This is a genomic window from Paractinoplanes rhizophilus, from assembly GCF_042664765.1.
GTDB lineage: Bacteria > Actinomycetota > Actinomycetes > Mycobacteriales > Micromonosporaceae > Actinoplanes > Actinoplanes rhizophilus.
In genome coordinates this window covers 28,267-48,433 of record NZ_JBHTBJ010000026.1, presented here as the reverse complement: position 1 = coordinate 48,433, position 20,167 = coordinate 28,267, and the positions used below count along the sequence as shown (strand labels likewise).

General features: G+C 72.6%; 17 protein-coding genes. 4 read left to right on the top strand and 13 right to left on the bottom strand.

The window, feature by feature from the left end; translation table 11 throughout:
* Positions 1-11: 11 nt before the first annotated feature.
* The 4 genes from ACFQS1_RS27890 to ACFQS1_RS27875 form a co-directional block, all read right to left on the bottom strand.
* Positions 12-1,559 carry a long-chain-fatty-acid--CoA ligase gene (locus tag ACFQS1_RS27890; RefSeq protein WP_378973914.1) on the bottom strand — a complete coding sequence of 516 codons (1,548 nt, stop codon included), beginning with the start codon at positions 1,557-1,559 and terminating at the stop codon, positions 12-14.
* Positions 1,560-1,673: 114 nt separating this feature from the next.
* Complete coding sequence (locus tag ACFQS1_RS27885) at positions 1,674-4,244, bottom strand: FtsX-like permease family protein (RefSeq protein ID WP_378973912.1); 2,571 nt, start codon at positions 4,242-4,244, stop codon at positions 1,674-1,676.
* Positions 4,241-5,050 carry an ABC transporter ATP-binding protein gene (locus ACFQS1_RS27880; protein ID WP_378973909.1) on the bottom strand — a complete coding sequence of 270 codons (810 nt, stop codon included), beginning with the start codon at positions 5,048-5,050 and terminating at the stop codon, positions 4,241-4,243. The genes ACFQS1_RS27885 and ACFQS1_RS27880 overlap by 4 nt, the downstream gene beginning before the upstream one ends.
* A 109-nt stretch (positions 5,051-5,159) precedes the next feature.
* A complete protein-coding gene (locus tag ACFQS1_RS27875) occupies positions 5,160-6,008 on the bottom strand; it encodes an ion transporter (protein ID WP_378973907.1) in 849 nt (282 codons plus the stop codon).
* Between the two features lie 92 nt (positions 6,009-6,100).
* Between ACFQS1_RS27875 and ACFQS1_RS27870 the strand changes: the two genes are divergently transcribed.
* A complete protein-coding gene (locus ACFQS1_RS27870; protein WP_378973904.1) occupies positions 6,101-7,339 on the top strand; it encodes a sensor histidine kinase in 1,239 nt (412 codons plus the stop codon).
* Between the two features lie 72 nt (positions 7,340-7,411).
* Positions 7,412-8,164 carry a response regulator gene (locus ACFQS1_RS27865; RefSeq protein ID WP_378973902.1) on the top strand — a complete coding sequence of 251 codons (753 nt, stop codon included), beginning with the start codon at positions 7,412-7,414 and terminating at the stop codon, positions 8,162-8,164.
* Here ACFQS1_RS27865 and ACFQS1_RS27860 read toward each other — a convergent pair.
* The 7 genes from ACFQS1_RS27860 to ACFQS1_RS27830 all read right to left on the bottom strand — a co-directional run bounded on the left by ACFQS1_RS27860 (position 8,149) and on the right by ACFQS1_RS27830 (position 15,954).
* Positions 8,149-9,339: a glycosyltransferase family 4 protein gene (locus ACFQS1_RS27860; RefSeq protein ID WP_378973900.1), complete on the bottom strand. Its 1,191-nt coding sequence runs from the start codon at positions 9,337-9,339 to the stop codon at positions 8,149-8,151. The two genes, ACFQS1_RS27865 and ACFQS1_RS27860, sit on opposite strands and share 16 nt — an antisense overlap.
* 63 nt (positions 9,340-9,402) lie before the next feature.
* Positions 9,403-10,038 carry an acetyltransferase gene (locus tag ACFQS1_RS27855; RefSeq protein ID WP_378973897.1) on the bottom strand — a complete coding sequence of 212 codons (636 nt, stop codon included), beginning with the start codon at positions 10,036-10,038 and terminating at the stop codon, positions 9,403-9,405.
* On the bottom strand, positions 10,031-10,678 hold the full coding sequence (locus tag ACFQS1_RS27850; protein ID WP_378973894.1) for a sugar transferase: 648 nt from the start codon (positions 10,676-10,678) through the stop codon (positions 10,031-10,033). Before ACFQS1_RS27850 ends, ACFQS1_RS27855 begins: the two co-directional genes overlap by 8 nt.
* Complete coding sequence (locus tag ACFQS1_RS27845; protein ID WP_378973892.1) at positions 10,675-11,817, bottom strand: DegT/DnrJ/EryC1/StrS family aminotransferase; 1,143 nt, start codon at positions 11,815-11,817, stop codon at positions 10,675-10,677. Before ACFQS1_RS27845 ends, ACFQS1_RS27850 begins: the two co-directional genes overlap by 4 nt.
* A gap of 198 nt (positions 11,818-12,015) precedes the next feature.
* Positions 12,016-13,242, bottom strand: coding sequence for an O-antigen ligase family protein (locus ACFQS1_RS27840; RefSeq protein ID WP_378973890.1), 1,227 nt, complete (start codon positions 13,240-13,242; stop codon positions 12,016-12,018).
* Positions 13,239-14,543 carry a hypothetical protein gene (locus ACFQS1_RS27835; protein WP_378973888.1) on the bottom strand — a complete coding sequence of 435 codons (1,305 nt, stop codon included), beginning with the start codon at positions 14,541-14,543 and terminating at the stop codon, positions 13,239-13,241. The genes ACFQS1_RS27840 and ACFQS1_RS27835 overlap by 4 nt, the downstream gene beginning before the upstream one ends.
* 4 nt (positions 14,544-14,547) lie before the next feature.
* Positions 14,548-15,954 (bottom strand): tyrosine-protein kinase domain-containing protein, encoded by a 1,407-nt coding sequence (locus ACFQS1_RS27830; protein WP_378973886.1) that lies wholly within the window; start codon positions 15,952-15,954, stop codon positions 14,548-14,550.
* A gap of 178 nt (positions 15,955-16,132) precedes the next feature.
* On the opposite strand from ACFQS1_RS27830, the gene ACFQS1_RS27825 reads away from it, so the two are divergent.
* Positions 16,133-17,926 (top strand): polysaccharide biosynthesis protein, encoded by a 1,794-nt coding sequence (locus ACFQS1_RS27825; RefSeq protein ID WP_378973884.1) that lies wholly within the window; start codon positions 16,133-16,135, stop codon positions 17,924-17,926.
* 77 nt (positions 17,927-18,003) lie between these two features.
* On the opposite strand, the gene ACFQS1_RS27820 is transcribed toward ACFQS1_RS27825, so the two are convergent.
* The gene (locus tag ACFQS1_RS27820) at positions 18,004-18,270 is read right to left on the bottom strand and encodes a helix-turn-helix domain-containing protein (protein ID WP_378973882.1); all 267 of its coding nucleotides are present in this window, start codon (positions 18,268-18,270) and stop codon (positions 18,004-18,006) included.
* A 74-nt stretch (positions 18,271-18,344) separates the two neighbouring features.
* Between ACFQS1_RS27820 and map the strand changes: the two genes are divergently transcribed.
* Complete coding sequence (gene map, locus ACFQS1_RS27815) at positions 18,345-19,163, top strand: type I methionyl aminopeptidase (RefSeq protein ID WP_378973880.1); 819 nt, start codon at positions 18,345-18,347, stop codon at positions 19,161-19,163.
* Between the two features lie 57 nt (positions 19,164-19,220).
* Here the strand turns inward: map and ACFQS1_RS27810 are convergent, their stop codons facing one another.
* Positions 19,221-20,108 (bottom strand): DMT family transporter, encoded by an 888-nt coding sequence (locus ACFQS1_RS27810; protein WP_378973878.1) that lies wholly within the window; start codon positions 20,106-20,108, stop codon positions 19,221-19,223.
* Positions 20,109-20,167: the final 59 nt, after the last annotated feature.

Here is a 20,167-nt window from a genome sequence, read left to right as displayed (position 1 = left end):
GGGCGTGGGCGTCAGCTCAGGGCGCGCTTGAGCAGTTTGCCCGTGGCGGTCATCGGCAGCGACTCGACGATCGCGACGATGCGCGGGTACTTGTACGCCGCCATCTGCTCCTTGGCCCAGGCGATCAGCTCGTCCTCGGTGACCGTCGCGCCGTCCTTGAGGATGACGAACGCCTTGACCTCCTCGCCGTGACTCGGATGCGGCACGCCGATGACCGCCGCGAGCGAGATCGCCTCGTGCGTCATCAGCACCTCCTCGATCTCCCGCGGATAGACGTTGAAGCCACCCCGGATGATCATGTCCTTGGCCCGGTCGACGATGTAGTAGAAGCCGTCCTTGTCGCGCCGGCCCAGGTCGCCGCTGCGGAACCACCCGTCCCGCATCACCTCGGCGGTCGCCTCGGGACGGTTGTAGTAGCCGCGCATGATGTTGTGGCCGCGGATCGCGATCTCGCCGATCTCGTCGGTGCCCTCGATCGTGTTCCACGACTCGTCGATCAGCTTCACCTCGACGCCCCAGATCGGGATGCCGATCGACCCGGGCCGCGGATCGCTGTCGGGGTCGCTGAACGTCGCGACCGGCGAGGTCTCGCTCAGCCCGTACCCCTCGAGGATCGTCACCCCGAACCGCTGCTTGACCTCCTTGATGATCTCCACCGGCAGGCTGGACCCGCCGGCCACGGCCACCCGCATGTTGCGGGCGATCCGCGCGACGTCCACCTCGTCGGTCAGCGCGTTGAGCAGCCCCCAGTACATCGTCGGAACGCCCGCGAAGAAGGTCACGTCCTCCTTCTCCAGCAGCTTCACCGCCGCCGGAGCGTCGAACCGGGGCAGCAGCACCAGCGTCGCCGCCGTCGAGAATCCCGCGTTCATGTTCACGGTCGAGCCGAACGAGTGGAACAGCGGCAGCACGAGCAGGTGCGTGTCGGTGCCGGGCACGCTGCCGAACAGGCGGTTGCAGGTCAGCGCGTTGAGGATGAGGTTGGAGTGGGAGAGCTCGGCGCCCTTGGCCTGCCCGGTGGTCCCGCTCGTGTACAGGATGACGGCCGGGTCGGTCTCCGGCAGCAGCACGGCCTCGAACTTCGGCGACTTGCCGGCCAGCGCGGCCCCGAGCGTCTCGGTCCCCTCGATCGGTGACGGCGCGGCCGGGTCGGCCGTGATCAGGAAGAACTGCTCGCACCCCTCGGCCTGGCCGAACCCGGCGTGGCCCTCGGCGCCCATCGGCAGCTCGGCCGTCCCCTGGAAGCAGAAGTAGGCCTTCGCCTGGGAGTCGCCGAGGTGGTAGGCGATCTCCCGCCCTTTGAGCAGCACGTTCAGCGGGACGACCACCGCGCCCGCCTTCAGGATCCCGTAGTAGACCACCGGGAAGTACGGCAGGTTCGGGCACGAGAGCGCGACCTTGTCGCCGGGCCGGATGCCCCGCTCCACCAGCAGGTTGGCGACCTGGTTGGCCGCCGCGTCCACCTGGGCGTAGGTCAGGCGCTGGTCGCCCAGCACGACCGCGGCGCGCTCCGGGTAGTTGCGGGCGCTGTCCTCCAGCAGGACGGAGAGGTTGAGCATGCGGGCGGTCCCCTTCGTATCGGCGGTGTGGCCTGGGTCTCATTCGAGCACGCCCCGCCGAGATGATGAACCCTCCGTTCCGCCCTTGTTTCATGATCCACCTCTTCCGCGTGTTCACGATGCGCCTCCGGCCGCGGCGGCCCGGTGGCGGAGCACCGGGCCCGCGGTGGCCGCCAGGGCCACCAGCGCACAAGCCGCGGTCACCGTGGCGGCGGCGCCCCACGGGACGACCAGCGGCACCGGCCGGGACAGCTCGGCTTCGGCCGCGGCCCGGACACCGCCGAGGCAGACCCCGGCGACCAGCCCGCCGAGCGCCGTGCCCACCACGACCGCGAGCACCGCCTCGGCCGAGACGACCCGCAGGACCTGCCCGGTGGTCGCGCCGGCCAGCCGCAGAGCCCGGAACTCGGGCCGGCGCGCCGCCGTCGCCATCAGCAGGGTGTTCGCCACCGCGAGACCCGTGTAGCCGACGGTCAGGCTGATCAGCACGGCCAGGAACAGGTCGACCAGGTCGCCCTCCTCGTCGATGGAGATCTGCACGTACTCCCGCACCGGCATCGCCCGCGCCCCCACCGCGGCCACCGATGGCCCGCTGAGCAGGACGGCGTCGGTCAGTGCCGCCGGATCGTGCCGCCGCACCGCCTCGCGGGGGAGCAGCAGCCCAGGGTCCGCGTCGGCGACCGCGGCCACCCGGACCCGCTCGGCCGTCCCGTCCGCCCACCGCAGCGCCACGACGCTGCCTTCGACCGCGCCCAGCATCCTGGCCGCCGCCGGATCGAGCACGAGCCCGCTCGCCGCCGCGCTTCCGTCGCCGGCCGTCGTGCCTCCCGCGGTCGCGTTCCCCGTCGGCGAACCCGGCCCGCCGGCCTCCGCAGAGTCGGACGCCGGGGCGCCGGGGGAGTTGGGGGCGGAGGCGCCGGTGGTCTCGGTGGCTTGGGTGCTGGCGGTGTCACGGGAGCCGGTGCCGGCGGTGTCGGCGGAGTCGGCGGAGTCGGTGGCCGGGATGCCGGCGGCCTCGGCGAACTCCGCGGCGGGGACGCCGGCGGCGTCGTAGCCGGTCGTGGCGCCGCCGTGGGCGATCAGCACGCGGGTGGGCAGGCGGGAGGTGCCGGACTGGGCCCGTACGGCGGCGTCGCTCAGGCCCGGCGTGCCGTCCGGCGCGACCACCGTGGCGGCCGGAAGCTTGGCGGCCTCGTCGGCACCCGCGAGGTCCTCGATCGTGGCGATCGTGCCGGTGAGCAGAACCGTGAATCCCACGGTCAGCAGGACCGGCGCGGACGTCGACGCGACCCGCCGAACCGCGACCAGCGTGCCCTCCCGCACCAGCATGCCGATCGCCGCGCTCCGCCACGGCCAGGTGACAAGCCGCACCAGCGGCACGATCACCACCGGCGCGAGCAACGCGGCGGCGGTCAGCAGGAGCATCGCCGCGCCCATGCCGGCGTCGGACTGCACGCTGACATCCATCCGCGGCAGGAAGGACAGCAACAGCACGCCGCCGGCTGCCGAGCCGGCGCCCACGATCCACCGCGCCGGCGTCATCGCCCGGCGCTCGATCGCCGCCTCACGCAGTGCGTCCAGCGCCGGCGCCCGGCTCGCCCGCCGCGCCGCGACCCACACGCCGCCCAGTGCCACGACCATGCCGAGCGCGAACGCCGCGGCCAGCGCGAGCGGCTGCGCCGTCACGGTGAAGCCGGCGGGCTCCAGCCCGGCGTCCACGAGCGGGCCGGCCAGAAGCGGCGCGGTGAGCGCGCCGATCGGGAGCCCGGCGAGCGCGCCCAGGACCGCGACGACGAGCGTCTCCGCGTACATCATCCGGCGCACCTGTCCGGGAGTCGCACCCACCGCTCGCAGCAGGCCGATCTCGCGCCGCCGCTGCGCGGCGCTGAGCGCGCAGGTCGAGGCGACCACGAAGACCGCGACGAACGCGCCGAGCCCCACCAGCGCGATCAGCAGTTGTGCCCCGAGCCAGCGCGTCCGGGTCACGCTGACCGGCTCCAGCGAGTCACGCCCCGCACCGGTCACCACCTCACCGGCCGAGCCGGCCACGCCCCGCGCCGCCTCGGCGACGGCGGCCGCGTCGCCGCCGACGGTCAGCCCGATCACGCGCACGCCGGGCGACATCCGCAGCGCCACATCGTCGGCGACGTAGAACCCGGGCCCGCCGACCGTGCCGGTCACGGTCCAGTTGGCCGGGCCGTCGGCGGTCAGCACCTCGATCCGGCTGCCCGGTGGTGACCCGGCGATCGCGACCTCGCCCGGCCTCTGCGGCGCGGTGCCCGCGGTGAGCCGATAGCCGCCGAGCGCGGCCGACGACCAGGCGTGCCCGTCGATCCGGGCGGCCTCCGGATCGCCCGTCGCCTTCCCGCCGGCCAACCGCTGCACGTAGAAGGCCGGATCGGCGGCGGCGGTGACGACTCCGGGCACCGCGCCCAGCCGAGCCGTCAGGTCGGCCGCCTGGGCCGCCGTCCACGAGCGGTACTCCGGCTCGCCGTAATCGTTGGTGCCCACCGAAGGCGAGCGCACGAGGACCGGGGAGGCCGAGTAGCGTTCCGGGGCCTCGGGCCGCGACGACAGGTAGATCGTCGTCGCGCCGGCCACCACCGCCACGCCGAGCGCGATCGCCACGAACGTGCCGGCGAAGCCGGCGAACCGGTGCCGCACCATCTGCCAGGCGATCCTCACGACGCCATCCCCGGGAACCGGGACTGCTGAGGCCGCGCCGGCTCAGGCTGTTGGCGCTCGAGCTGTGCCTCCTCGAGCCGGGCCGTGCGCAGCGCGATCTCCTGTGCGCCGGCCGGACCATCGAGCGAATCCACCAGGCGCCCGTCCGCCAGGAACAGCACCCGGTCGGCGTGCGCCGCGGCGAACGGGTCGTGGGTGACCATCACGACGGTCTGGTCGTGCCGATCGACCGACGCGCGCAGCAGCCGCAGCACCTCCCGGCCCGACCGGGCATCGAGCGCGCCCGTCGGCTCGTCGGCGAACAGCACCGCCGGCCGGGTCACCAGCGCCCGCGCGATGGCCACGCGTTGCTGCTGGCCGCCCGACATCTCGCTCGGCCGGTGGCCGGCCCGGTCGGCCAGCCCGACCTCGGCCAGCGTCGCCGCGACCTCGCCCGGCGCCGGGCTGCGGCCGGCCAGCCGCAGCGGCAACGCGACATTCTGCGCGGCGGTCAGCGCCGCGATCAGGTTGAACGCCTGGAAGACGAAGCCGACGCGCTCCCGGCGCAGCCGCGTCAGGGCGCGCTCCGAAAGGCCGGCGACCGGTGTGCCGTCGATGATAACGGCGCCCGAGGTGGCCCGGTCGAGCCCGGCCGCGCAGTGCAGCAGCGTCGACTTGCCGGAACCGGACGGCCCCATCACCGCGGTGAAGGTGCCGGCCGGGAAGGCCACCTCGACCTCGTGCAGCGCGATGACCCCGCGCTCGCCGGCGCCGTATTTCTTGGTGACGGCCTGGAGCTCGACCGCCGCTGTGTGCCCCGTTGTCATGCTGACCAGCCAACCGCCTGGGCGGCTCCGGCACAGTAGAGCCAGATGGAGAATCGCAGGTATATCCAGCACTACCCTGAGGGCGGTGCCGGACCGTCCCGCGGCGCGGTCAGGTGCTGCTCCGGTCGATACGCAGGTCGCGTTCGAGCTCGGCGATCATCGTGCGGAGGTCGTCGAGGCGCTGAGTGATCATGATGCGGTCGATGTCGTCCGGGACGCCGTCGCGGTCCTCGTCGGTGGCGAGGCTCTCGGTCATCTCCAGGCGGCGGGCCTCCTCCATCGAGTTCACGATGACCGCGATCAGGATGTTCAGCAGCAGGTTCACCGTGATGATCACGTAGCTGACGTAGTACACGAGCGTCCACGGCGACAGTTCCAGGCCGCTGCCGATCAGTTCGGGCAGTGTTTCCAGCGAGAGCAGCACGAAGAGAGTCAGCACGGCGCGCCCGATCGTCCCGTAGTGCTCCGGATCGGACTCGGCGAAGATGAGCCAGCCTGCCATCCCGTACACGTAAAAGGTCACCAACGCCAGCGCGAGAAAACCGCCGACGCCCGGCAGGCTGCGCAGCAGCGCCGTGACGATGGTGCGCAGGCCGGGCGAGAAGCGCACGAGCCGCACCACCCGGGCGATCCGGATGACGCGCAGCGCGGCGGTGTCGCCGTGCAGGCCGGGGACGAACACGGCGGCGATCACCACGAAGTCGAAGACGTTCCAGCCGTGCTTGAAGAAGTCCTGCGGCCGCCGGCCGAACGCGAGGATCCGCAGCACGATCTCGACGACGAAGATGCCCTGGAAGAGCCGTTCGAGCCAGGACAACTCCGGAACGGCCAACTCCACGTCCGGATATGTCTCGAGGCAGAGAAGTGCCGCGTTGGCGCCGATCGTGAGCACGATGAAGATTTCGAACGCGCGCGATTCCGTGATCGATGCACAGCGGCGGGACCACCCTGGGGACATCGCGCCAGCTTACGGAAGCGCGCCGACGCCGAGGTTCGAAGGTATATCCAGCACTACCGACGCGGCAGCGGCCGGCCGGTAGCGTCGTGGCCATGCCGGTTCGCAACGCGCTCGAAGCGCTCACGATGCGGCCGACAGACTTTCTCCGGTCGGCCTGGCCCTGGCGGTCGCTCGCCTACCTGTTCGGCGGGGTCCTGATCGGGCTGGCGACGATCCTCGCGGTGCTCGTGCTGGTGGCAGCCGGCATCGTGCTCTCGGTGGTGGTCGTCGGCATCGCGGGATATCTCGCCACCGTGCTCTCCGGGGTCGCGGTCGGGCGGCTGGAGCGGTGGCGGATGCGGCTGGTCGACGACAACGCGCTGCCCGACCCGCACCGGCCGGCGCCGCGAGCGGGACTGCGGGCGTGGGTCATGCTCCGCCTGCGTGAGCAGGCGACGTGGCGCGAGCTGGGCTACACGACCCTGTCCGCGCTGATCCTCTGCTGGATGGACGCGCTGGTCCTGGTCGGCGCCGTCTTCCTGCCGCTGAACTTCCTGGCGGGGCCGTTCTACATCCGCGACTCGCCGTTGTACATCACGATCCCGGTGGCGATCAGCGGCATCCCGATGGCGATCATCATGTTCTATCCGGTGACCGCCTGGGCGGGCGCCCGCGCGGCGATGGCCCGGGCCATTCTGGCGCCGAGGCTCGACGACGCCGGCGTCAAGCTGGTCGAGGTGACCCAGTCGCGGGCCCGGCTGGTCGACGCGTTCGAGCTCGAGCGGCGGCGCATCGAGCGCGACCTGCACGACGGAGCCCAGCAGCGACTCGTCGCGCTGAGCATGCAGCTGGGCCTGGCCCGTCTGGAGCTGCCCGCCGGCTCGGTCGCGGCCGAGCAGGTCGCGCAAGCCCACGAGCTGGCGAAACAGGCGCTGACCGAGTTGCGCGAGCTGATTCGCGGCGTCCACCCCAAGGTGCTGACCGATCGAGGGCTGGAGGCGGCGGTGGCCGAGGTCGCGGGGATGGCGCCACTGCCCGTCGACGTCGACGTCCGGCTGCCGGGACGGTTGTCGTCGATCGTCGAGGTGACGGCCTACTACGTGGTGGTGGAGGCGCTGACCAACGTGGCCAAGCACAGCGGGGCGCGCCGGGCCTCGGTGACGGCCGGGGTCTCGGGCGGCCGGCTGATCCTGGACGTCCGCGACGACGGGCGGGGTGGCGCGGAGCCGTCGGGCGGGTCGGGTCTCGTGGGGCTGGCCGACCGGGTGGCGGCGGTCGACGGCACGGTGGCGCTCTCCAGCCCGCCGGGCGGCCCCACCGTCCTGCACGTGGAAATGCCGGTACTGACATGAGGGGGCGTGCCGTCGTGAGGGGCGTGCCGGCATGAGGTCAGGTTCAGGTGCGGACGTGCGGTCGGTGCTGACATGAGGATGGTGGGGGAGAGCCCGGGACGGCCGGAGACGGCGCAGGCCGGACTGCGGGTGGTGATCGCCGAGGACGGGCTCATCGTGCGGGAGGGCGTCGCGGTGATGCTGCGCCGGTTCGGGCATGAGGTCGTGGCGGCGGTCGGGGACGCGGACGAGTTGCGGGCGGCGGTCGCCGAGCACCGGCCGGACATCGTGGTGACCGATGTGCGGATGCCGCCGGACTACAGCGATGAGGGGCTGCGGGCGGCGATCGAGCTGCGGGCCGCGGATCCGGGGCTTCCGGTGCTGGTGCTCAGCCAGTACGTGGCGCCGGCCTACGCGGCAGAGCTGCTCGACGCCGGGACGCAGGACGCCAGGAAACGCGACACGGGGAAGCGCGAATCGGGGGAGCACGACGCCACTCCGGGCGCCGGGGTCGGGTATCTGCTGAAGGACCGGATCGGGGACGTGGCCGACTTCGTGGACGCGCTGGTCGCGGTGGCCGAGGGGCAGACGGTCGTCGACCAGGAGGTGGTGCGGCAGCTGCTCGGGCGCCGTCGGGATCCGCTGAGCCTGCTCACGACGCGGGAGCGGGAGGTGCTCGGGCTGGTGGCCGAGGGGCGGTCCAACACGGCGATCGCCCGGCGACTCGTCGTCACCGAGGCGGCAGTCGCGAAGCACATCGGCAGCGTGCTCACCAAGCTCGACCTGCCGCCGGACGCCGACGACCACCGCCGGGTCCGCGCGGTCCTGGCCTACCTGCGAGGCTGACCGGAAGGTGATCGGCCGGCGGGCACCGCCGCCTCGGTCAGCACTCGTTCGAAGTCTTGGAACAGCACGTCCCGATCGAAGCGGTCGCGGGCGAGATCGGACGCCGCCGCCCGGGCGGCCTTCACCGCGGCGGGGTCGCGCAGGAAAGCCGACACGGCGCCGGCCGCGGCCTCGGGATCGCCGGGCGGCAGCACCAGGCCGGCGCCGGTCTCGGCGAGCAACTCGGCGATCCACCCGCCGTGGTTGACGGCGACCGGCCGGCCGGCGGCGAAGGCGTCGAACACCTTGTTCGGCGAGTTGTCGCCCAGTTCGCGGATGTCGACGAACATGGAGGTCGCCAGGTCGCAGGCGCCGAAAAAGGCCACCACCTCCGCCTTGGAGACCGCGCCCAGCATGAAGAAGTTCCGGTCGAGGACGCCCAGGCCGGTGGCGAGATCTCGGATCTCGTTCCGCATCCGCCCGTCGCCGAGGATCGCTATCCGCACGTCCGGGTCGGTGTCGGCCAGCCGGGCCGCCATCCGGGCGAGGTAGTCCACGCCATTGGCCAGCCCGAGAGACCCGGCGTACAGGACCAGTGGGCGGTCCCGCAGCCAGGGCGTGGACCGGCGCAACTCCTCGCCGGCCCGGTCGGCGCCGGCGAACAGGGCACGGTCGGAGCTGTTGGGCACGACAGTGACCGGGACCCGCGGGAACCGGCGCCGGATGCTGGCGGCCATGCCGGGGGAGAGCGCGATCACGTGCGCCGCCCGGCGGTAGGCCCACGCCTCGAGCCGGTGAGCGGCCCAGCGGGTGACCGGCGAGCGGAGGGCGCCGACCGCGATCGGCAGTTCCGGCCACACGTCGCGTACCTCGAGCACCATCGGCACTCGCCGCCGCCGGGCCGCGTAGGCGCCGGGGATCGCCACCGTCAAGGGTGTGCTGGTGGCGAAGACGAGATCGTGCCGCAGGCGTCCGGCCACGATCGCCGACCGGCAGACGAAGCCGAGGAACGACCACAGCCGGCTGCGGTAGCTCATCGTGTTGTCGTACGGCACCGGAAGCCAATGCACCACGATGCCGGACTCCGTACTGATCCGGGCCCGGCGGGTGTCCGGATCGCCAGCGATCATGTGGACCTGGTGGCCGCGCTCGACCAGACGCCGGGCGAACTCGTAGGAACGCGTCGCGCCAACCATGCTTGGCGTCTTAAAATGTTGGTGTATATACGTTATAACCATCTAAATGCCCCATAATCACGTCTACCTCGCCGGCACGCCTTTGACCGTCGTCCCCGCGCTCGCATCCCGGACGACGCAGGCGTTGGCCCCCACCGTCGCCCGGTCGCCGACGGTCCGGCCCTGAAGGATCGAGGCATTGGTGCCGATGAGCGCCTCCCGTCCGATGGTGCAGTTGCCGGAGATGGCCGCGAGGGGATTCACCTGGACGAACTCGGCCAGGACCGCGTCGTGGCCGACCGTCGCGTTGAGATTGACGTGCGCGTGTCGGCCGAGAGTCACGTTCGTGGTGATCCGGGCGCCGGCGAAAACCACGACGCCGTCGGCCAGGTCGTTCGCCGGCCCGACTGTCGCCGCCGGATGAATGAGCCGGGCCGCCGGCCTGCCGAGGTGGTCCAGCTTGGCGGCGACGTCGGCGCGGGTGCGCGGATCGCCGATGCCGATGACGTAGTGCACGTCGAGTTGTCCCAGCAGACTGCCTGGCCCGAGCCAGGCGATACCGAGCCGGTCGAGGCAGCGAAGATTCGACTCGGTCGGCGCGTCGTCGAGAAAGCCGGCGATCTTCCAGGAGTCGCCGCCGGCGTCGTTGACGGCCGAGATGACGGCGGCGACCTCCCGGCCGTAGCCACCGCACCCGACGATGACGACGGGTTCAGACACTGTCGCTCCCCTTCCTGCCGGGCTTCGTCGTGCCGGTGAACTCGGACATCGTCGACTGGCCCGGGGCCGCGACACCCTCCCGGCGCAGCAGGGCCCGGACGGTCCGCGCCAGGATCCGTCCGTTCAGTGCCAGAGATCGGTGGTCGACGTACCAGACGTCCAGCGCGAACTTGTCCTCCCAGCTCAGCGCGTTGCGCCCGCTGACCTGCGCGAGTCCGGTCACGCCGGGCCGCACGAGCTGACGGCGTGCCTGCTCCGGCGTGAACCGGTCGAGGTAGCGCATCAGGAGCGGCCGCGGGCCCACCAGGCTCATCTCACCCCTCAGGACGTTCCACATCGTCGGCAGCTCGTCCAGGCTGGTGGAGCGCAGAGCGCGGCCCAGGCGGGTGAGCCGGTCGGCGTCGGTCACCAGGCCGCGCCGCTCGTCCACGTCCCGCATCGTGCGGAACTTGACCAAGGTGAACGCCCGGCCGTGCCGGCCCGGCCGCTGCTGGCGGAACAGGACCGGCCGGCCGAGCCCGGCCGCGACGGCCACAGCGACCAGCGCCATGACGGGAGAGAGGACGACCAGGATGGCGGCGGCGACGACGATGTCGACCGCGCGTTGCACCACGTCGGTGGTGCGGGTCGCGACGCTCACCCCCGGCCTTCCAGGAACTCCGTCACGTCGTCGAGGATCCGCCGGATCTGGCTGTCGCCGAGGGCGGAGCCACTGGGCAGGCTGAGGCCGTCGCGGAACAGCAGCTCCGCGGCACCGCTCAGGGCGGTGCGGGCTCCCGCGAAGACCGGCTGAAGGTGCATCGGCTTGAAGAGGGGCCGGGTCTCCACCTTCCGCTCCGCCAGGTGCGCGGCCAGGTCGCGGGCCCGCCAGCCGGCCCGTTCGGGATCGACGACGATGCTGGTGAGCCAGCAGTTCGCCGCCGGGTCGTCGCCGCCGAGCAGGCGCACGCCCTCGACGTGGGCGAGGATTTTGGCGTACGCGTCGCGCAGCGCCCGGCGGCGTTCGATCATCTCGTCCAGGCGGCGCAGCTGGGCTCGCCCCAGCGCGGCCAGCAGATTGCTCAGCCGGTAGTTGTAGCCGATCTCGGCGTGCTCGTAGTGCTCGGCCGGCAGCCGCGCCTGGGTCGCCAGGTGCCGCGCCCGGACGGCGAGGCCGGGGTCGGCGGTGAGCAGCATGCCGCCGCCGGACGTCGTCATTATTTTGTTGCCGTTGAACGACAAGGCGGCCGCGGCGCCGTACGAGCCGGCCGGCCGGCCGTGGTGCCGGGAGCCGAGCGCCTCCGCGGCGTCCTCGACGAGCGGGACGCCGTAGTGGTCGCATATCGGGAGTATCCGCTCGTAGTCGGCGCAGAAGCCGTACAGGTCGACGGTCAGCACCGCGCGCACCGGCACGCCCTCGGCGCTCAGCGCGGCGAGCAGGCCGGACAGCAGCGCGGGGTCGAGGTTGCCGGTCGCCGGGTCGCAGTCGGCGAAGACCGGCGTCGCGCCGGTGTAGGCGACCGCGTTCGCCGTGGCCACGAACGTGAGGGTCGGCACGACGACGGCATCGCCGGGGCCGGCGCCGATGCCCAGCAGGGCCAGGTGCAGCGCGGCGGTGCCCGAGCTGAGGGCGACCGCGTGCGGCACGCCCACCCGGTCGGCGATCTCCCGCTCGAACGCATCGACCTCGGGCCCCAGCGGCGCGACCCACCCCGACCGGAGGGCGGCCATGACGTACTCCTGCTCCAGATGCCCGACGTCGGGGGCGGACAGCAGGACGGCGTGCCGATTGCCGATCATCCCCCACCATCCACACCTGCGAGTCGGGCCACACCTGCGAGTCGGGCCACACCTGCGAGTCGGCCACCTGCAAGTCCCGCCGGCACGAGGGGGATGCGTTCGGCCTGGCGGGCCAGCAGCTTGCGTTCTCCCACGACTCTAGCCGGGTCCAGATGGTCCGGGGTGCGGATCGCGGTTGCCGGCCCGCCGTGCGTGACGCTACGGCGGGCGGCGAGCCCCGGGCCGGCTCGCCGCGCCCGCGTGCAGCGGCAGCGGGGGAGAGGCCGGCACCGCCGCGAGGAGGAGGAAGATCCAGAGGAGCCGGGCGTCGTAGTAATCGCCGGAGAAGAGGCTCGCCCCCAGGATGAACAGCGCGGAGTAGGCCGACACCCGCGCCTCCAGCGGGCGCCGCGCCCGCGGGACCGCCGCGTACTCGTGCCGCGGCGCCCAGAGGGCCGGCAGCAGCAACAGCAGGCCCACCGCGCCGCCCTCGACGGCCACCGCCAGCGGGAGGTTGTGGACGTATTTCTCCCCGGGGCCGAGGTTGGTGACGGCGTAGAAACCGTGCACGCCGACACCCACGATCGGACGCTCGAAGAAGAGCCACAGGCCCTTCGTGTACAGGACGTCGCGGTCGGAGGTGTACCCCTGATCGACGGTGGCGGCGAGGAAGCGGTTGTTGATCAGCGACATGATCGTGTCGCCCAGCAGAAGCCAGATCAGGGCGGCGATCACCGGGATCATCGCCAGGGGCTTGCGCACGCCGTGCCGGCGTCCGAAGCGCACCAGGCTCGGGAAGGCCAGCGCCGTGGTCAGGACCAGCGCGATCAGGCCGCCCCGGGATCCGGACGCGATCGCCCCGAACAGGAAGGCCGGCGCCGCGATCAGCCAGACCGCACGGCCCCGGCGGAAGTAGAAGTAGGCGGTGGCGAACAGGGCGAGCGCCTCGACCCGGACGAAGACGTTCGGGCCGCCGCCGAAGGCCGTCCACCGGTCCTGCTGCACGCGGCCCCGGCCGGACGCGGCGTACAGGAAATAGAGCCAGCCGGCCACGTACAGGCAGCCCATGGTCAGGCGCACGACCCGGTCGCGGTCCCATTCCGCGAGGCTCGCGTAGACCAGGACCAGGACCACCATCGACACCAGGTCGGCGAGGACGTCACCGACCACGGCGGTGCGGGGCACCCACGCCGCGGAGAGCATCTGGTACCCGAACAGGACCAGCACCGGCGGCAGCGAACGGCGGGCCGGGGCGGAGTGCAACGGGCGGACCCCGGCATGGTTCACCTCGAGCACGAAGACCGCCAGCACGGCCGGGAAGAGCAGCATCCGTACGTCGTTGAGGAACGGGATCGTGAACCCGGCACGGGACAGGGTGAAGTGCCCGGCGAGCGTTGCCACGAAGAGGACGACCACCAGGAACGGGCTGGGCCGCGGCGGTTTCACCGCGACGGTGTCCCCGCTGCCCGCGGGATCGCCCGCAGCATCGCCAGGTACGAGACGACGGCGAGCAGCATGGCCGCCGCGGCGAATCCCAACAACGCGGCGGGCCAGGCCGGCACCACCAGGGCGGCGAGGTAGGTCGCCACGACCTCGGCCACGAGAGCGCCCACCAGCAGCACCGTGGCTACCGGCGCCTCGTGCAGCGCGTCGATCGTCGGCCGGACCGCGTAGAACACCGCGAGCGGAACCGACACCAGCACCCCGAACCGGAGGACCGCGACCGCCTCGTGGAAGTCGGCTCCGAGAAACCAATGCACCACCGGCCCGGCGGTGACGACAACCACCGCGCTCGCCAGGGCCGCGACCCCGGCCGCGGCGAACGGCAGGATCCGCAGCCCATGGGCCAGGTCCGAGTCGAAACCGCGGCCCGCGGCCGCCGCCTCGTGGGCATGCCCGCTGATCCGGGGGAGCAGCACCGGCGTCAGCATCCCGAAGATCGAGCAGACCAGCGTGATGGCCGACGTGGTGAACCCCACGTACCCGGCGCCGGCCGGATCGCTCGCGGCGCCGGCCACGAAGAACGTGGGAAAAGCGAACAGGCCCGGCAGGGCGACGTCGCCGGGCGCGCGGCCGATCCCGTACCGGAGAAGGGTGCGCAACCGGGGCGCCGGCCGCGGGCCGGCGGGCGATTTCCCGGCGCCGCGCGGCCCGGCCCTGGTGATCGCCCATCCGGCCACCGCCGCCATCGCCGCTCCCTGCAGCGCGAGGAAGACGTCGATCTTGCTGGTCAGGGCGAAGGCCGCGAGCGGCGCCAGCGCGGACCCGGTCAGCGACGCGAGAATCGACGCCCGGACGTCCCCGCAGCCCCGCAGCGCCGCCACCGCCAGGGCGCACAGGCCGCCGCCCGCGGTCAGCAGCATCACCGCGCGGACCTGCGCCGCTCCGCCGATCCCGAACAGCCGGCCGGCGTCCTCGGCGTACAACAGGGTGATCAGGCCGAGCACGTTCAGCACGACGACCTCGAAGAGGAACGCCTGCCGGGCCAGCACCCGGACCCGGTGCCCGGCCCGGGGCAGGTAGCGGTGCAGCGCCGGCACCATCCCGGCCAGCGCGAGCGGCTGAACCGTGGCGACCGCCCCGCGCGCGACCTGGTAGTAGGCGAACCCGGCCACCCCCGACCGCTGCGCGACCAGGTGGAACAGCAACAACCCGGAGGCGAGCGTCAGCCAGGACGATGCGGCCGTGGCGACGTAGTCCCGCCGCACCACGGCCGGCACGCGGGCCAGGAACCGCATCGCCGGCACGGCGTCACGCCGCGTTGCTCAGCGCGACCGCGTTCCACCAGCCCGGCCGGTGGGCCGGCGGCGACGCCGGGCCGGGTGGGCCGTCGCCGGTCGGCAGGCCGGGGCGCCGGCGTGGCCCCGCGACCATGGTGAACACCGTGCCGAGCACCTTCGCGTCGACCGCGGCGAGCGCCCGCATGGCCGCGGTCACCTGCGCCGGGGTGGTCCGGCGCGCGCGGACCAGCAGAATCGCCCCGTCCGCGCGCGCCGCGACCACCGCGCCGTCGGTGACCGGGAGCAGCGGCGGCGAATCCAGGATGATCTTGTCGAACCGGCCGCGCAGCTCGTCGATCAGCTCGGCCATCTTCGGCGAGTCGAGCAGCTCGCTCGGGTTGGGTGGCCGGTGCCCGCCGGCCAGCAGCCACAGCCCGGTGCCCCAGGGCTGCAGCACCTGGTCGAGCGTGGCCGCGCCGACCAGCACCGTGGCCAGCCCCGGCGCGCCGTCGCGGCCCAGGAACGCGGCCAGCCGGGGCCGGCGCAGCGAGGCGTCCACGATCAGCACCCGCTGGCCCGCCTCGGCGAAGAGGATGGCCAGGCCGCACGCGGCCGACGACCGGCCCTCGCCGGGCATCGCGCTGGTCACCGCCAGGATCTTCGCCGGACGACCCGAATACTGGATGTTCGTGCGCAGTTGCCGCAACGCCTCGGCGCGCGGCGAGCCGCTCTCCGAGACGAACGGCCCCTTCCGCCGGCGGGCCTTCGGATCGTCCGGGATCAGCGCGAGCACCGGCACGCCGGTCAGGCCGGGCAGCGCGTCGGCGTCCCGGATGGATCTGTCGGAAACCTCGCGAATCACCCCGGCGGCGGCGCCGAGCAGCAGGCCCATCGCGACGGCGAGCGCGTTGTTGTGCATCGGCCGGGGCGAGACCGGGCGGGGATTGATCCGGGCGACCGGTTCGATCGGCGTGACGACCGTCGCCGGGCCGAGCGGGGCCGGGCGCGCCTCGAGGGTCTCGATCATCGGCGGAAGGAGTTTGATCACCGCCTGGGCGATTTTCTGGGCGCGCTGGGGCGACGGGTCGGTGACCGTCACCGTCAGCAGGGCGCTGTCGGCCGAGCTGATCACCCCGATTCTTTGCTGAATTTCCCCGGGCGCCATTCCGGTGTTCGACGATTTGGCGATATCGCCGGCCATGCGCGCTCCGGTGATCAATTCCGTGTACGTGCTCAGCCGGAACGCCACGAACCTGCTGCCGTCGAGGATCGAGGTGCTTTCCGGGCCGTTGGCGGACAGGAAGAAGACGGCGGTGGCCCGGTACTCGGCCGGCGTCCGCCGGTTGATCAGCTGGGTCACCCCGAGCGCGAACAGCACCACGACGGCCAGCACCCACCATTGCCGCCCGATCATCCGGAGGTAGTCGCGTAGCTCCACATCTCCCCTCCCGGCCGCCGCGTTCCCGATCAAACTAAGCGGCCGGATCGGGGCCTGTGGTGATATCCGGTAACTTCCGCTGTCCGGCCATCGGGCAATTAACCTGGGAATACCGCACGTACGCCGGAATACCGCACGACAGCGGCTCGGACGGGACCAATGAGACGGGTGGTGCGTCGTGATCGCGAGGCGATTCCTGCCGTTGCTGGTGGACGCGGTCGCCTGGGCCGCCGGGCTGCATCTGGCGGTGCTCATCCGGTACGAGTGGGGCCTCGACGAACGCGGCGAGGCCGTCCTCGTCCCGATGATCCTGCTCGCGATCCTGCTGCAGGCCGGCTTCGGCTACGCCGGCCGGCTCTACCGGGGCCGCTACCCGTTCGGCACGCTCGACGACGTCCGCACCGTCTGGCAGACCGTGCTGGCCACCACGATCGCGTTGCTGGTGCTGGACCTGCTCCTGCCGGGCTCGCGGCTGCCGCGGGGCGCGCCGCTGGTCGGCGGGCTGCTCGCCCTGGTGTGCATGCTGGCGGTGCGGCTCGTCTGGCGGCTGCGGCTGGACGCCCGCTACCGGCCCGACGAGCGGGTCGCCACCCGGGTGCTGCTGTTCGGCGCCGGCTCGGCGGGCCGCAACCTGATCCAGTCGATGCGCTACGACCCCCGGGGACGCTACCTGCCGGTCGGCGTGATCGACGACGATCCCCGCAAGCGCCGGATGGTCTTCTACGGCGTACCCGTGCTGGGGAACCGCAACGACATCGCGGCGCAAGTGAGCCGCACCGGAGCGACCACCGTGGTCCTCGCCGTGGCGAATGCCGCGGCCGAGCTGGTGCGTGACATCCGCGATCTGGCGACCGGCGCCGGCGCCGGATTCCTGGTGGTGCCGTCGGTGACCGAGCTGATGGACCGCGAGCTGAACCTGCGGGACCTGCGCGAGCCCGAGGTGACCGACCTGCTCGGGCGGCGCCAGATCGACACCGACCTCGACTCGATCGCCGGCTATCTCACCGGCAAGCGGGTGCTGGTCACCGGGGCCGGCGGCTCGATCGGCTCCGAGCTGTGCCGGCAGATCCACCGGTTCGCCCCGGCCGAGCTGATGATGCTCGACCGCGACGAGACGTCGCTGCAGGCGGTCCAGCTGTCGCTGGACACGCAGGCCTCGCTGACCGATCCGTCGCTGCTGCTGGCCTCGCTGCGGGACGTCGACCGGGTACGGGAGATCTTCCGCACCCGGCGCCCGCAGGTGGTCTTCCACGCCGCCGCGCTCAAGCACCTGCCGCTGCTGGAGCGTTATCCGGGCGAGGCGATCAAGACCAACATCTGGGGCACGCTCGCCGTCCTGTCGGCGGCCGCCGCGGTCGAGCGCTTCGTCAACATCTCCACCGACAAGGCGGCCGACCCGGTCAGCGTGCTGGGCTACTCCAAGCGGATCACCGAACGGCTGACCGCGTACGTGGCGCGGCGCAGCCCCGGGACGTTCCTGAGCGTGCGCTTCGGCAACGTGCTGGGCAGCCGGGGCTCGGTGTTCACCACGTTCAGCGCGCAGATCGCCGGCGGCGGCCCGGTCACGGTGACGCACCCGGATGTGACGCGGTACTTCATGACCACCCAGGAGGCCGTCCACCTGGTCATCCAGGCCGCCGCCATCGGCCGCGACGGCGAGGCGCTGGTGCTGGAGATGGGCGAGCCGGTGCGGATCGCCGAGGTGGCCCGGCAGATGGTCGAGCTGGCGCCGTCGGAGGTGGAGATCCGCTACACCGGGCTGCGGCCGGGGGAAAAGATCGCCGAGGTGCTCTTCGGCGAGGGCGAGGCCGACGTGCGCCCGTTCCACCCGATGATCTCCCACGTCCAGGTGCCGCCGCTCGACCCGGAGATGGTGCGGGGCATCGACGCGAACGCCGACCCCGCGCTGCTGATCGCGGAGTTGGCCCGGTTGTGCGCAGTGCCGGCGGAATCGGTGCGGCGGGCCGCCTGAGGTCTCGGCTGCCTTGGCGCGGCCGGCTTTGTGCGCGGCCGGCTTTGGACGCGGCCGGCTTTGTGTGCGGATGCCGGCTAGGACGCCTGGCGGACCGGCGTGTCGGCCAGCCAGATGTCGGCCAGCTCGGTGAGCGGGATCTCCAGGGCCCGGCTGAGGCCGACCACGGTGCCGAACGCCGGCGCGGGCAGGCGGCCCGCCTCGATCTTGCGCAGCGTCTCGGGCGAGATGCCGGCGGCAAGGGCCACCTCGACGAGGCCGCGGCCGGCTCGCGCGGCGCGCAGGGCGGCCCCGAGGCGACGGCCCGCGGCGACCTGCTCGGGGGTCAATGGTTGGCGAACCATGCCAGCAGGATAGACCTCCGCGGCGGGCCGGCCGGGCATGGTATAAAAATACCGCCACGGAGAGGGAGGCTGTCGTGATCGAGCTCAAGTCCGCCGCGGAGATCGGCCGGATGGCGGTGACCGGCCAGTTCGTCGGCGAGCTGCTCGCCGAGCTGAGCGGCATCGCCGCGGTCGGGGTCAACCTGATGGACCTCGAGCACCACGCCCGCCGCCGGATCAAGGAGCGCGGCGCCGTCTCCTGCTACTGGGACTACGCCCCCTCGTTCGGCCGCGGCCCGTTCCGCCACGTGCTGTGCCTGTCGGTCAACGACGCCGTGCTGCACGGGCTGCCGCACGATTATGTCCTGCGCGACGGTGACCTGCTCAGCATCGACATGGCGGTCGGCGTCGACGGCTGGGTCGCCGACTCCGCGCTCTCGGTGGTCGTCGGTGTCCCCGACCCGGAGGACCTGAAGGTGATCGAGGCGACCGAGGTCGCACTGGAGGCCGCCATCGCCGCCGCCCGGCCCGGCGGCCGGCTCGGCGACATCTCGGCCGCGATCGGCGAGGTCGCTCACACGTACGGCTACGGCGTCAACGGCGAGTTCGGCGGGCACGGCATCGGGCGGCTCATGCACGAGTCCCCGCACGTGGCCAACAGCGGCCGGGCCCGGCGCGGCATCAAGCTCGAGCCCGGCCTCACCATCGCGATCGAGCCCTGGTTCTGCCGCACCACCGACAAGATCCGGTACGACGAGGACGGCTGGACGATCCGCTCGGCCGACGGCTCCCGCACCGCCCATTCCGAGCACACGGTCGCGATCACGGCGGACGGCCCGCGGGTCCTGACCCGGCGTCCCGCCCCGGGCGCCACCGCGGCCGGCCCCGCCAAGAGGCCCGCCGCGGCGTCCTGATCCGCGGCGGCGTCCTGGCCCGCGGCGGCTTTCGGCCCGCCGCGGCTTTCTGACCCGCTAGGCGACCGGGACCGGCTCGGCCGGCTGCTCGCGGATCGGCGTGGGCCGGGTGGAGAGCCAGCAACCGGCGGCGACCAGGGCGAAGCCGGCCACCGTGCTCCAGCGCAGCGACTCGTTGAGGAGCAGGACGCCCAGCAGCACGGCGACCACCGGGTTGACGTAGGTGACCAGGCCGGCGCGGTTCGAGCCGGCCTCGTTGACCAGGGCGTAGAAGGCCAGCAGCGCGACCGCCGTGCAGAACACGCCGAGGGCCGCCAGGGCGGCCCAGGCGTTCGCGTGCACCGGCTCGGTGGGCCAGGTCAGGATCGCGAACGGGGTCAGCACGACCGCCGTGATCGCGGTGGTGCCGCCGGCCAGGGTCTCGGGCGGGATGTCGGCAGCCCGACGCTGGACGAAGATGGTGGCGACGCCGTAGCTCACCGCGGCCAGCAGGACCATGCCGGCGCCGAGCAGGCCCAGCCGGTCGCCCGAGACGTCGAGGCCCACCAGCACGGCCACGCCGGCGAAGCCCAGGACCAGGCCGGCCACCCGGATGCGGGTGAGGGGCTCGGACCGGGACAGCAGCAGCGCGATGACGACCGGCTCGACGGCGATCAGCAGGCCGGTCAGCGAGCTGGTGATGTGCACCTCGCCGTACGTGATCAGCAGAAACGGCCCGATGATGTGCACCACCGCGAGCACCGACACCGTTCCGAGGCGGGCGCGAAGCGCGCCGAGGGTGCCGCGGGCGGCGGCGACCGGCAGCAGCACGAGGGCGGCGATCAGGCCGCGGCCGGCGACCACGAAGACCGGGGAGAGGTCGTCGATGGCGACCTTGATGAGGAAGTACGGGATCCCCCACAGCACCGAGACGAGGAGGAAGAGCAGCCAGGCACGTCGATTCACACCTCGACCCTCCCGCTTTACAGTCATAAGCGGTAGTGGTGACTTGCTGATGCCGTTTT